Raw genomic sequence first — 11,873 nt, 5'->3', positions numbered from 1 at the left:
ACAGGTCTTGCCCATGACCGTCCATCGCAACATTGAGTTGATCGCGCCGTCCGGGTATCCGCATGATGCCGATGTGCTGCATCGCGCGTTGCGCCGCTTGCATTCGCAGGGGCACCGCGTCGAAGGCGTGGAGGTGACAAGGCGCCGCTACCAGCGCTTCGCCGGCACCGACGGCGAGCGTGCCGCCGATCTGAACCGGCTGGCCGACCCCTCGCGCCAGTTGCCCGACATCGTGCTAGCCGTGCGTGGTGGCTATGGCGCGGTGCGCATCCTGCATGGGCTCGACTACGACGGGTTGCAACGGCGGTTGGCCGATCAGCCGGTCGCGCTGGTAGGCCATAGCGATTTCACCGCGGTACAGCTTGCTTTGCTGGCACGCGCGGGTGTGAAAACCTTCGGCGGCCCGATGTTGATGAGCGACTTCGGCGCGGAAGATTTGAGCGAATTCACGATGCAGCACTTCTGGTCTGCGTTGACCCAGCCGACCATGACGGTGACGAGCAACGCGCCGCAACCGCACACTGCCGACGTGACGGGCACGTTGTGGGGCGGCAATCTGGCGGTGGTGACGTCGCTGATTGGAACGCCGTACCTGCCGGCGGTGCAGGGCGGCATTCTGTTCCTCGAAGATGTCAACGAGCAGCCGTTCCGGATCGAGCGGATGCTTTATCAGTTGCACCTGTCGGGCATCCTCGCGCAGCAGCAGGCGCTTGTGCTCGGCGATTTCTCGGGCGGCAAACCGTACGATTACGACAACGGCTACGACCTGCACACGATGATCGAGCAGGTGAGGTCGGTGGTCGGGATTCCGGTCATCACCGGCCTGCAATTCGGCCATATTCCCAACATGCTGACGCTGCCGGTCGGCGCGGACGCACACCTCGTCGCCAACGCGCACGGGTTCAAACTGACGTTATCGGGCTATCCAACCCTCGCCTGAAACGGCACGGGGCAGGGAAGCGGGTGTGTACCCGCTTTCTTTTCCGATAAGTAACGCAACTAACGGTCGGTGTTTTTGCAACCACTCCCCACAGAACAGCCCCATGAGTGTCCCGCACTTTGTTGACAAAAACCGTCTCCAATAGACGACCATCCTATGCATTAATTAAACTGGTAGTGAAGCAGCGTAAGGCCTGTGCGGGTGTTCGCTAGCCCGCAGCATGGCCCGGCCATCCAGATTGTCGAAATTAAAGGCAAAAATTGTTGACAATCTTTATGTCCGTCCTATGATGACAAACATACCGAGACACACATCATGTCCGACACAGACTCCGCCGCCGCGAATAGTTCGAAACCCGAAGCGATCGCCGAGCGCATCCGCGCCGCGATCCTCGAGCATCGGTTAGCTCCTGGCGCCAAGCTGACAGAAGCGCAGTTATGCGAAGTATTCGGCGTGAAGCGCGGCCCGATCCGGCAGGCGCTCGCGCAACTGGCGACCGACCACCTCGTTGACCTCGAACCGAATCGTGGTGCGTTTGTTGCCAGTCCGTCGCTGCAGGAAGTGCATGAGGTGTTCGAAATGCGCCGGATCATCGAGTTGGCCGTGGTTGAAAAGATTTGCGGCGGTCATGGCATGCGCCGGTTGAAGAGCATCGGCAGCATGATCGGCCGTGAACGCAAAGCATTTGAAACGCGTGATTTTCCGGCGTGGATTCGCCTGTCAGGTGAGTTCCATACTGAACTGGCCGGGCTCACTGGCAATACCGTGCTGTGCGACTGCCTGAATGGATTGGTGGCGCGCTCCACGCTGATTTCGGCACTGTATGAGTCACTCGGACGCAGCCCTTGCTCGTTCGAAGACCATGAAGCGATTCTCGCCGCGCTCGACGCCGGCGATGCAAAAGAGGCGGCGGCCCTGATGTCGCGCCATTTGCAAAGCGTCGAGTTGAAGATGCTGGACCGCCCAGCACGTGGCGCGGCCGACCTGCACGAAGTGTTCGGCGCACGTAACGGCGCACCGAAGGAAGCACCGAAGACCAAGTCCGCGCCAGGCTGAGGCAGGCGGCCGGTGCGCGCTCGTTGCTGGTGCGCGCCGCACTGAATTGAACTGAACTGAATCAGGCGTTGCAAGGCGGCTCGGCGTGAGCGCTGCCGGCTTGTGCACGCGTGGCCGTCACAGGATGACAGCCTTGAAGTAGTAACGCACCGCCCGGAGTCCGCGCTGCTGGCGGTGCGATAACCACAAGTACATCAAGTACGGAGACACCTGCGGCGCGGTCAATCAGTCGGTTTGAACCTTCTGTTTCCCGATCGAGGGAAGAGGGCACGACTGGCATGGCCGATGCAACGTCCTTCGATTCGCTATCGATGGTCCCTAGTCCAAGGAGGAATCATGGCACAGTTCAGTGCAGCACCCGGCAGTCCCGCAATTCCCACATACGCAGACGGCGGCGCGCCCAGCGATTCGCCGATCCCGGCAGGTTACAGCGAGAGGCTGTACAACGAAGATCTGGCGCCGCTGCGCCATCAAACCTGGGGCGCTTACAACATCTTCGCGTTCTGGATGTCAGACGTGCACAGTGTCGGCGGCTATGTGTTCGCGGGCAGTCTGTTCGCGCTTGGGCTGACGAGTTGGCAGGTGCTGATCGCGCTGCTGGTCGGCATTGCGATTGTCAACGTGCTCTGCAACCTGATTGCCAAGCCGAGTCAGGCGAACGGCGTGCCTTATCCGGTAGCCTGCCGCGCAACGTTCGGCGTGCTCGGCGCGAATATCCCTGCCGTGATTCGCGGCTTGATCGCAGTCGCATGGTACGGAATCCAAACCTATCTGGCTTCGAGCGCGCTGGTGATCGTGGTGCTGAAGTTCGTCCCACAATTGCTGCCGTACGCGGACGTGCATCACCATGGTTTCATGGGGCTCTCCACCTTGGGCTGGGCCGGTTTCATGTTGCTGTGGGTGTTGCAGGCGCTGGTGTTCTGGCACGGCATGGAGACCATCAAGAAGTTCATCGACTACGCCGGTCCGGCGGTCTATGTGGTGATGTTTATTCTCGCCGGCTACATGGTGTATCGCGCAGGATGGCGAAACATCGGCATCAATCTGGGCGGCGTCAAATATCACGGCATGGAAGTGGTGCCGGTGATGATCACGGCGACCTCGCTGGTGGTCTCGTACTTCTCCGGACCGATGCTGAATTTCGGCGACTTTTCGCGCTACGGCAAGAGTTTTCGCAGCGTGCAGCGCGGCAACTTCTGGGGTCTGCCGGTCAACTTCCTCGCCTTCTCGCTGGTGACAGTGATCACGACCGCAGCCACGCTGCCAGTGTTTGGCCAACTGATCACGGACCCGGTCGAAACGGTGGGCCGTATCGACTATCCGACCGCGGTGATTCTCGGTGCATTAACCTTCACGATTGCGACTATCGGCATCAACATCGTCGCTAACTTCGTGTCGCCGGCCTTCGATTTCTCGAACGTCGCGCCGCGTCTGATCAGCTGGCGCGCGGGCGGCATGCTCGCGGCGGTGGCGTCGATCTTCATCACGCCGTGGAATCTGTTCAACAACCCGGCGGTCATTCACTACACGCTCGATGTACTCGGCAGTTTCATTGGACCTTTGTATGGCGTCCTGATCGTTGACTACTTTCTCGTGAAGCGTCAAAGGGTCGTGCTCGATGATCTCTACTCGGTCTCTCCAGCCGGCTCATACTGGTACACCAATGGTGTCAACTACCGAGCCGTGGCTGCATTGTTGCCGGCTGCGCTCATCGCCGTGATCTGCGTGATGGTGCCGGCGCTCGACGGGATGGCCAATTTCTCATGGTTCATCGGGGCTGGATTGGGTGCAGTGTTCTACCGTGTGCTCGCTCGCTGAGCCAGTGCTGCAACAGGAGTCGATATGCGTATCAAACTGATCAATCCGAATACGACACAGCGTATGACGGACGCGATGGGCCGCTGCGCGCGCGAAGTCGCAGCACCCGGCACTGAAGTAATCGCGGTGAATCCCACGATGGGGCCGCCGTCGATTGAAGGCTATTACGACGAAGCGCTTGCGACGCCCGGCTTGCTGGCTGAGGTCATCGCCGGTGAGCGTGAGGGTTGCGACGGGTACGTGATTGCCTGCTTCGGCGACCCCGGTTTATACGCGGCCCGCGAGTTGGCGCGCGGTCCGGTGATCGGCATCGCTGAAGCTGCGATGCACGCGGCAAGCGTGCTGGCGCCGGGATTTTCGGTGGTGACTACGTTGGCACGTACGTGCGGCATGGCGTGGCATCTCGCCGAGCGTTACGGCATGAAGCGCTTTTGCCGCAACGTGCGCGCCACCGATGTCGCCGTGCTCGACCTGGATAAGCCTGGCTCGGCGGCGCGCCGCATCATCCTCGACGAATGCCGGCGCGCGCTGGAGGAAGACGGTTCGGACGCGATCGTGCTCGGTTGCGCCGGGATGGCCGAATTGTGCGCGGAGATTGAAGATGCCCTGGGCGCGCCGGTGATCGAGGGCGTGACGGCGGCGGTCAAATGGACCGAGGCGCTGGTCGCGCTGCGACTGTCGACGGCCAAACGGGGTGACTACGCGCGTCCGTTGGCCAAGCGCTACGACGGCGCGCTGCAAGCGTTCAGTCCGACCGATGCGGACCCAAATCCTCAGTCGTCTCGCGATGCGGCCGCAAGCGCCGCGGAAAGCGCAAATTCGACGGGTTTACTGCGGGTAAACACCACGGAACGCCCGGTGGGACCGGCTTCGCACATACATCCAGTCTGACACGCACTATCTGCCCGGGTGTATGGGCGCACCCGGGCGTTTTCGCTACACTGGTCCCACTCGGCGCTGGTACCCGAACGCTATTTTGCTGCTGCTTCTGGTGCCGCTATTCAGGGCTGCTTTCGGGCTGTTTTTGCCCGCGCCGGCATGCGTAACATGCAAACGCATGCAGAACGCACGCAAACCCCACGTGCATGTCACGTGAGTTCCACGCGAATTTTACGTACCGTCACCACGCATTCGTCAAACCATGCCACTCGACTCGAACTATCCACGCGATCTGATCGGCTACGGCCGCCACCCGGTGCAGGCGAACTGGCCGGGTCGAGCGCGCGTCGCGGTGCAATTCGTCCTGAACTACGAAGAAGGCGGTGAAAACTGCGTGCTGCACGGTGATCCGGGCTCAGAGCAGTTCCTGTCGGAAATCGTTGGCGCGGCGTCTTATCCGGCGCGTCACATGAGCATGGAGTCGATCTACGAATACGGCTCGCGGGCAGGTGTATGGCGCATCCTGCGCGAATTCGAAAAGCGCGGCCTGCCGCTCACGGTGTTCGGCGTCGGCATGGCGATCGAGCGGCATCCTGAGCTGGGGCGCGCCTTCGTCGAACTCGGTCATGAGATCGCTTGCCACGGCTATCGCTGGATTCACTACCAGGACGTGACGCCGGAAAAAGAGGCGGAACACATGCGCCTCGGCATGGAAGCGATCGAGCGCATCACCGGCGAGCGGCCGCTTGGCTGGTACACCGGCCGCGACAGTCCGAACACGCATCGTCTGGTCGCCGAATACGGCGGCTTCCTGTACGACTCGGACTATTACGGCGACGATCTGCCGTTCTGGATGGATGTCGAAGTGACGGGCGGCGCAACGAGCCCGCAACTGATCGTGCCGTACACGCTCGACACCAACGATATGCGCTTTGCAAGCCCGCAAGGCTTCAACACCGCAGACCATTTCTTCACGTACCTGCGCGACGCATTCGACGTGCTCTACGAAGAAGGCGACGAAGCACCGAAGATGCTGTCGATCGGCATGCACTGCCGTCTGCTCGGCCGTCCGGGGCGTTTCCGCGCGCTGCAACGTTTTCTCGATCATATCGAACAGCACGATCGCGTGTGGGTGACGCGGCGCGTCGATATCGCGCGTCACTGGCGCGAACATCACCCTTACCAACAAAACAACCGCGGGGCAGCGGCATGAAGGCGATGCAATACACTCTGGACCAACTCAACAGCATCTCGACCGACGCGTTCGTCGCAGCGCTGTCGGGCATTTTCGAGCACTCGCCGTGGGTCGCGGAAATTGCCGCGCAACAACGGCCGTTTGCCAGCATCGACGAACTGCATAGCAAGATGTCGAACATCGTCGAGACGGCCGGCGAAGAGAAGCAACTGGCGCTGATCAACGCCCACCCGGAGCTCGCCGGCAAGGCTGCGGTGCGTGGCGAGTTGACGGCCGAATCCACGCGTGAGCAGAGCGGCGCGGGCCTCGCTCAGTGCACGCAGGAAGAATTTGACAGACTGGTGGCGTTGAATAGCGCCTATCGCGAGAAGTTCGGCTTTCCGTTCATTCTCGCGGTGCGCGGTTACGACCGTCACGGCATCATCGCGAACTTCGAGGCGCGCGTGAACAACAGTCGCGCGGACGAATTGCGCGCCAGCCTCGATCAGATCTACCGCATCGCACGTTTCCGGCTCGACGACCTGATCGACGCGTAAGGTTTCAACTACGCGTCGCGGACCTCGAACCGAAACGTTTTTTCAGCACCAACAAACATTAAGGAAGACAAAGATGGCACTCCCGATTCTCGACCCCAACGCACCGGAATTCACGCGCCGCTATGTGAATCTGGCGGACCCGCGTCTGGGCGCGCAGGCGCTCGAGGCCAGCGACGATTTCTTCGCACCGAAGGAACGTATGCTGAATCCGGAGCCGGCCGTCTTCATTCCGGGCAAGTACGACGACAACGGCAAGTGGATGGACGGCTGGGAAACGCGCCGCAAGCGCGCCAACGGTTACGACTGGTGCGTTGTGAAGCTCGCGCGTCCGGGCGTAATCAAGGGTCTCGACCTCGACACCAGCCACTTCACGGGCAACTTCCCGCCAGCGGCTTCGGTTGAGGCTGCGCGAGTCGTGGACGGCGTGCCGAACCAGTCGACGCAATGGACTGAAATCGTTCCGTCGACCACGCTGCAAGGCAACAGCCACCACTATCACGAAGTCAGCGACGCGAACGCTTACACGCACCTGCGCGTGAACATCTACCCGGACGGCGGTATTGCGCGCCTTCGTGTGTACGGCCAGCCGCAAGTCGATTGGGCAGGCGCAAGCCGGACCGAGCAGTTCGATCTGGCCGCAATGGAAAACGGCGCGTATCTGGTCGCGGCCAACAACCAGCACTTCGGCGCTGCATCGACGATTCTGATGCCGGGCCGCGGCGTGAACATGGGCGACGGCTGGGAAACGCGCCGTCGTCGTGAACCGGGCAATGACTGGGCGATCGTCGCGCTGGCGCAACCGGGCGTGATCAGGAAGATCGAGGTCGATACCGCTCACTTCAAGGGCAACTATCCGGACCGTTGCTCGATCCAGGCCGCCTATGTAACGGGCGGCACGGACAGCTCGCTGATCACGCAAGCCATGTTCTGGCCGGTGCTGCTGGGCGAACAGAAGCTGAAGATGGACAACCAGCACTATTTCGAAAGCGAAATCGCTGCGCTGGGTCCGGTCACGCACGTGCGCTTCAACATCATTCCGGACGGCGGCGTGTCGCGTCTGCGTCTGTGGGGCACGCTCGCATCATGAAAACGCTGGCTATCGAACCGTTGACGAAGGAAGCGTTCGCCGCATTCGGCGACGTGGTCGAACTCGAAGGCGCGAAGCAGATTCCGATCAACCTCGGCACCACGATCCGCTATCACGATCTCGCGAAAGTGGACGTGACCGACGAGAACGGCCGCACGCTGGTGAACCTGTTTCGCGGTCAGCCGCGCACGTTGCCGTTCGAAGTGAAGATGCTCGAACGTCATCCGCTCGGCAGTCAGGCCTTCGTGCCGCTGAACGACAAGCCGTATCTGGTGGTCGTGGCGCCGGCGGGTGAGCTTGATCCGACGCAGATTCGCGCGTTCGTGACGAGCGGCTGGCAAGGAGTGAACTATGCGAAGGGTGTCTGGCACCATCCGCTGATCGCATTGGGCGACGTGAGCGACTTTATCGTTGTCGATCGTGGCGGTGATGGACTCAACCTGAACGAGCAGGATCTGGCCGAGTCGCTCTGGCTCACTGAAGATGCGTTGAGCGCAGTGACTGTTTGAGGTCGTTGCTTTAGCGTTGTAGGTCGAGCAGGTCGGTTGTAAAAAAGCCCACAGTGCAATGCTGTGGGCTTTTTTTATTTGCGGAGCAGTACACCTGTGGGCTGCAATCTCGTTGGTCAGTTGCGCTTGCCGAGCAGCGGTGAACGCCCGATGACTTCACGCGCATGTTCAGCCGGCTCCGGTGCGGAAAATCCCGCCGCTTCGATCGCCGGTTTGAGTCCTTTGAACTGCAAGCTCTTCTTCGGCGATCGCAACGACGCCATACCGTCGTCCCACGCGTGCAGCATCTGCTTGGCGACGTTGCGCCACTGCGGTTCGTTGCGTGCCGCTTCAATCAACTCGTGCCCGACGGCGACCGCCGAGTCGCATAACGCTTCGACCATCTGTGCGTATTGCCGCGGTGCGATCCCCATGCGCGTGTTGAAAAATCGTTCGAGCGTTTTGCCGGCCGCCCATGTCTTGCGTCCGTCGATCGGCAGCCCCGGCGGATTGGCTGCGAAACGGGGATAAGCCTGCGTCGTGACAATGTCGTAGACGGGTGTAAACGCGACGTCGTCCACGGACGTGTAGAACAGCGCGACATTCTTTGTATGGCAGTCCGCGTTGCGTACGACGTAGTTTGTCAGCAAATGCCAGCCGAGATGCTCGAGTTGCTGCCGCATGCTGTCGCGATCGAGCAGGTAGGCGCGCGCGGCATTGAGCATCTTTTCGCTGGTCGAATTGTATTTTTCGTGCGGCGGCAAGCCCAATAAACCGCACATGTCTTCCACTCCGTACGCGGGCAGTCCGCGCGCATCCACGTCGAAACGCTCGACGATCAACGCACGTCCATCGTCCGACATCTGCGTGCGTGCGACCGGCGCCACGCCGAGCCGTTCGAGCACGCGCATCGAGTAGAACTCGTTGAAACCGAGAAACGGTGTGTTGTCGTCGGAGCCTTTGACAATGTGGCGGCTCGTTCGGATGGTTGGTTTGCCGAGTGGCATCGGCGTGGACTCGCCGGAAGCTGCCGCCTGCGGCGCGATGAACTTCGGCACCGCGCCCGAGATGGCCGCGCGCGCATATTCGCGCACCAGCGAAGCGAAATGTTCGGCCGTGTTGTCACCATGCAGGATGTCCTGCACATCTAGCGCTTGCAGTTCGGTGCCCGGCACGACGCCTTCGGGCGTCACGGTAACGCGGCCAATCCCCATGGCGCCGACTACGGCAAGCAGCGACAGATCGGTGCCGTCGAGTAGGGGGCCGAATTGCTCGCGGATCAGGTTCAGCAGGTAGCCTTCCGGCAGATTCTGCCGGAAAAACGGATGCAGGTCGCGTGGCCAGCGCCAGGCTTCTTCGCGTACCGGCATGGTTAGACTGACGAAGTCGGCCGCGGTCGCGTCACGGTTGTATTTGAGGACGTAGTCGTCGCGCTCGCGAAACAGCGTAGCGACGTGCTTGCCCAGTACCTGGACGTCGAGCCTCATGAGTCAGCGTCCGGCATGCGCTGTTCAGCCAGGATATCTTCGAGCGTCCGCCCGTGACCGTGCGCGACGAACTTGAGGTCGTAGCCGGCCGCTTCGAGCAGGCGCACGAGCACCGACACGCTCATATCGTTTTTGGCTAGCGTTTCCATACGCGCGACGGTGGTACGCGCGACGCCCGCGCGGCGCGCCAATTCCTCTTGCGACAGGTGGCTTTCGCGCCGAACGGCCTTCAGCATGTTCGATACGTCAGCGAGATTGGTCATTTGTAGCCTCTGGGCGTCAAATTTGCTGATAGTAGCTATACTGTAGCCCATAAGACACATTTTGTTCTTATGGCTTTGTGCCTCATGGGCTACATTTCAGCGTATTTTTCGTAATTTGTGTCTCTCGGGCGACAATTCAAATTGTCATTCTGACAAGCCATCTGGATCGAATGGCCAACAAAAAAGCGAGCTCTCCGCTTACGCGAAAAGCCCGCTTTATACTCTGCAAAGCCGGGCATAACACCCGGCCAGCGCATTACTTCACTGCACCACCTTCGAACCACGCGGCGATCTTCATGCGCTCGTCGTCGGTCATGTGTGTGACGTTGCCCAGCGGCATCGCCTTCAACGTCACCGCCTGCTGATAGATCCGCTGTGCGTTCTGCGAGATCTCATCCGGCGTATCCAGCAACACGCCGGCCGGGGCGCTGCCCATCATCGTCGGATGGGCGGAGTGGCATGCCACGCAGCGCTGTTGCAGCACCGGCGCGATATCGGCCACCTTGACCGACGGCGCATTCGCTGCCTGCGCTTGCGGCACGATCGGCTTGGGCATCGTCCAGAAGAGGGCGGCGAACATCAGCACGATACCAACCAGCGGCAGGTACCACAGCACCTGCCCACGGTGACGCATCACGAAGAACTGGCGAATCAGTGCGCCGGCCAGCATGATCATCAGGAGCACGACCCAGTTGTACTGGTTCGTGTACGTCATCGCGTAGTGGTTCGACAGCATCGCGAACACGACCGGCAGCGTGAAATACGTGTTGTGCACCGAACGTTGCTTGCCGCGCTTGCCGTAGATCGGGTTCGGGGTTTCGCCCTTGAGCATGGCGGCAACCATCTTGCGCTGGCCCGGGATGATCACAAAGAACACGTTGGCCGACATGATCGTCGCCAGCATTGCGCCCATGATCAGGTAAGCCGCGCGGCCCGCAAAGATATGGCACGCCAGGTACGCCGCGACCACCACATAAACGCCGACGCAGATACCGAGCACCTTGTCCTTGTTGCCGAGGAGGCGGCACAGCGAGTCATAGACGATCCAGCCCGCGGCGAGGAAGCCGAGTGCCGAAGCAACCGCGACCACCGGGCCCATGTCGAGCACGTTCTTATCGATCAGGTACGTGGACGGCGACAACAGATACAGCACCGTGAAGAGGCTCGCGCCCGACAGCCACGTGGTGTACGACGGCCACTTGGACCAGTGCAGGTCGTCCGGCATTTCCGGCGGCGCGACGGTGTACTTCTGCATGTTGTAGAAGCCGCCGCCATGCACGTGCCATAGTTCGCCGAACACGCCGCGCCTGCGTTGGTTCGGGTCCTCTGGCGGTTTCAGGCTGTTGTCCAGCGCGACGAAATAGAACGATTCGCCGATCCAGGCGATGGCGGCGATGACGTGAAACCAGCGCAATGCCAGGTTCAGCCAGTCTGTGATAAAGCCTTCCATGAAACTCCTCCACTTCTGATTCGTTGTGCGCGCAACGACGCTTGTGCCCTGACTGCGCCTTCGGTGACCCGGCTGACGGGTCGTCGGCATGCATGGCGTCGCTGCACAGACTGCGGGGTGATAGACGCGGTGCGCTCAGTTCGCACGCGCCGTTTTTTATTGGAACGTCAGGTCGAGTCGCTCGCGTTCGATTGCGCTTCGCGGGTGTCTCCAAAGATCCGCGCAGTGCAATCGGGCGCGCTCGGAAATGCAACGCGACTTCAACCTCGTCCTCCTCCAACACCTATCAAAAAACGCGCCGTGCGCTCAGTTGCCCACTTAGCTGCCCCGATAGGTGCTGTACGACCACGGCGACACCAGCAGCGGCACGTGATAGTGCGCGCCGGCATCAGCCACGCCGAAACGCAACACAACGCGATCGACGAAACGCGGCTCCGGCACCTTCGTGCCGATCGACGCAAAGTAATCGCCGGCGCCGAATACGAGTTCGTATTCGCCCGGGACCAATGCGTCGCCTTCGAGCAGCGGCTGGTCGCAGCGGCCGTCGTCATTGGTGGTGGTGGTTTTGAGCGCGCGGCGGGTGTCGCCGGAGAGCGCAAAGAGTTCGACCTTGATGCCCGCGCCGGGACGGCCGTTCGCGGTGTCGAGCACATGGGTAGTGAGCTTTCCCATTC

12 protein-coding genes are annotated in these 11,873 nt (G+C 61.1%); 8 read left to right on the top strand and 4 right to left on the bottom strand.

Annotated elements, in window-relative coordinates; translation table 11 throughout:
• The first annotated feature begins 13 nt into the window (after positions 1–13).
• The 8 genes from ldcA (at position 14) to HHL24_RS32875 (ending at position 8,020) form a co-directional block, all read left to right on the top strand.
• Complete coding sequence (gene ldcA / locus HHL24_RS32910) at positions 14–940, top strand: muramoyltetrapeptide carboxypeptidase (RefSeq protein WP_169489478.1); 927 nt, start codon at positions 14–16, stop codon at positions 938–940.
• Positions 941–1,255: 315 nt separating this feature from the next.
• Positions 1,256–1,996: a GntR family transcriptional regulator gene (locus tag HHL24_RS32905; RefSeq protein WP_169489477.1), complete on the top strand. Its 741-nt coding sequence runs from the start codon at positions 1,256–1,258 to the stop codon at positions 1,994–1,996.
• 336 nt (positions 1,997–2,332) lie between these two features.
• Complete coding sequence (locus HHL24_RS32900; protein ID WP_169489476.1) at positions 2,333–3,814, top strand: NCS1 family nucleobase:cation symporter-1; 1,482 nt, start codon at positions 2,333–2,335, stop codon at positions 3,812–3,814.
• Between the two features lie 24 nt (positions 3,815–3,838).
• Positions 3,839–4,705: an aspartate/glutamate racemase family protein gene (locus HHL24_RS32895; RefSeq protein ID WP_169489475.1), complete on the top strand. Its 867-nt coding sequence runs from the start codon at positions 3,839–3,841 to the stop codon at positions 4,703–4,705.
• 250 nt (positions 4,706–4,955) lie between these two features.
• Positions 4,956–5,906, top strand: coding sequence for an allantoinase PuuE (gene puuE, locus HHL24_RS32890; RefSeq protein WP_169489474.1), 951 nt, complete (start codon positions 4,956–4,958; stop codon positions 5,904–5,906).
• Entirely contained in the window at positions 5,903–6,424 is a 522-nt protein-coding gene (gene uraD / locus HHL24_RS32885) for a 2-oxo-4-hydroxy-4-carboxy-5-ureidoimidazoline decarboxylase (RefSeq protein WP_169489473.1), read from the top strand. The genes puuE and uraD overlap by 4 nt, the downstream gene beginning before the upstream one ends.
• Before the next feature lie 73 nt (positions 6,425–6,497).
• Positions 6,498–7,511 carry an allantoicase gene (alc, locus tag HHL24_RS32880; RefSeq protein ID WP_063495873.1) on the top strand — a complete coding sequence of 338 codons (1,014 nt, stop codon included), beginning with the start codon at positions 6,498–6,500 and terminating at the stop codon, positions 7,509–7,511.
• Positions 7,508–8,020 carry an ureidoglycolate lyase gene (locus HHL24_RS32875; protein ID WP_169489472.1) on the top strand — a complete coding sequence of 171 codons (513 nt, stop codon included), beginning with the start codon at positions 7,508–7,510 and terminating at the stop codon, positions 8,018–8,020. Before alc ends, HHL24_RS32875 begins: the two co-directional genes overlap by 4 nt.
• Before the next feature lie 116 nt (positions 8,021–8,136).
• On the opposite strand, the gene HHL24_RS32870 is transcribed toward HHL24_RS32875, so the two are convergent.
• The 4 genes from HHL24_RS32870 to uraH all read right to left on the bottom strand — a co-directional run bounded on the left by HHL24_RS32870 (position 8,137) and on the right by uraH (position 11,871).
• Positions 8,137–9,486 (bottom strand): type II toxin-antitoxin system HipA family toxin, encoded by a 1,350-nt coding sequence (locus HHL24_RS32870; RefSeq protein WP_169489471.1) that lies wholly within the window; start codon positions 9,484–9,486, stop codon positions 8,137–8,139.
• Positions 9,483–9,749, bottom strand: a complete 267-nt coding sequence (locus HHL24_RS32865) for a helix-turn-helix transcriptional regulator (protein WP_169489470.1) — start codon at positions 9,747–9,749, stop codon at positions 9,483–9,485. Before HHL24_RS32865 ends, HHL24_RS32870 begins: the two co-directional genes overlap by 4 nt.
• Before the next feature lie 256 nt (positions 9,750–10,005).
• Positions 10,006–11,199 carry a urate hydroxylase PuuD gene (locus HHL24_RS32860; protein WP_169489469.1) on the bottom strand — a complete coding sequence of 398 codons (1,194 nt, stop codon included), beginning with the start codon at positions 11,197–11,199 and terminating at the stop codon, positions 10,006–10,008.
• A gap of 318 nt (positions 11,200–11,517) precedes the next feature.
• Positions 11,518–11,871 carry a hydroxyisourate hydrolase gene (gene uraH, locus HHL24_RS32855; protein ID WP_074283346.1) on the bottom strand — a complete coding sequence of 118 codons (354 nt, stop codon included), beginning with the start codon at positions 11,869–11,871 and terminating at the stop codon, positions 11,518–11,520.
• Positions 11,872–11,873 lie beyond the last annotated feature (2 nt).

It is taken from the genome of Paraburkholderia polaris, assembly GCF_012927345.1.
Lineage (GTDB): Bacteria > Pseudomonadota > Gammaproteobacteria > Burkholderiales > Burkholderiaceae > Paraburkholderia > Paraburkholderia polaris.
The sequence above is the reverse complement of the archived record's forward strand: the minus strand, read 5'-3'. Positions and strand labels throughout refer to the sequence as shown.

Bases quoted from the DNA above. Each gene is read 5' to 3' on its own strand.
- HHL24_RS32875 (WP_169489472.1), top strand. From the start codon at position 7,508: ATGAAAACGCTGGCTATCGAACCGTTGACGAAGGAAGCGTTCGCCGCA.
- HHL24_RS32905 (WP_169489477.1), top strand. From the start codon at position 1,256: ATGTCCGACACAGACTCCGCCGCCGCGAATAGTTCGAAACCCGAAGCG.
- ldcA (WP_169489478.1), top strand. From the start codon at position 14: ATGACCGTCCATCGCAACATTGAGTTGATCGCGCCGTCCGGGTATCCG.
- HHL24_RS32895 (WP_169489475.1), top strand. From the start codon at position 3,839: ATGCGTATCAAACTGATCAATCCGAATACGACACAGCGTATGACGGAC.
- alc (WP_063495873.1), top strand. From the start codon at position 6,498: ATGGCACTCCCGATTCTCGACCCCAACGCACCGGAATTCACGCGCCGC.
- HHL24_RS32900 (WP_169489476.1), top strand. From the start codon at position 2,333: ATGGCACAGTTCAGTGCAGCACCCGGCAGTCCCGCAATTCCCACATAC.
- HHL24_RS32860 (WP_169489469.1), bottom strand. From the start codon at position 11,199: ATGGAAGGCTTTATCACAGACTGGCTGAACCTGGCATTGCGCTGGTTT.
- uraH (WP_074283346.1), bottom strand. From the start codon at position 11,871: ATGGGAAAGCTCACTACCCATGTGCTCGACACCGCGAACGGCCGTCCC.
- puuE (WP_169489474.1), top strand. From the start codon at position 4,956: ATGCCACTCGACTCGAACTATCCACGCGATCTGATCGGCTACGGCCGC.
- HHL24_RS32865 (WP_169489470.1), bottom strand. From the start codon at position 9,749: ATGACCAATCTCGCTGACGTATCGAACATGCTGAAGGCCGTTCGGCGC.
- uraD (WP_169489473.1), top strand. From the start codon at position 5,903: ATGAAGGCGATGCAATACACTCTGGACCAACTCAACAGCATCTCGACC.
- HHL24_RS32870 (WP_169489471.1), bottom strand. From the start codon at position 9,486: ATGAGGCTCGACGTCCAGGTACTGGGCAAGCACGTCGCTACGCTGTTT.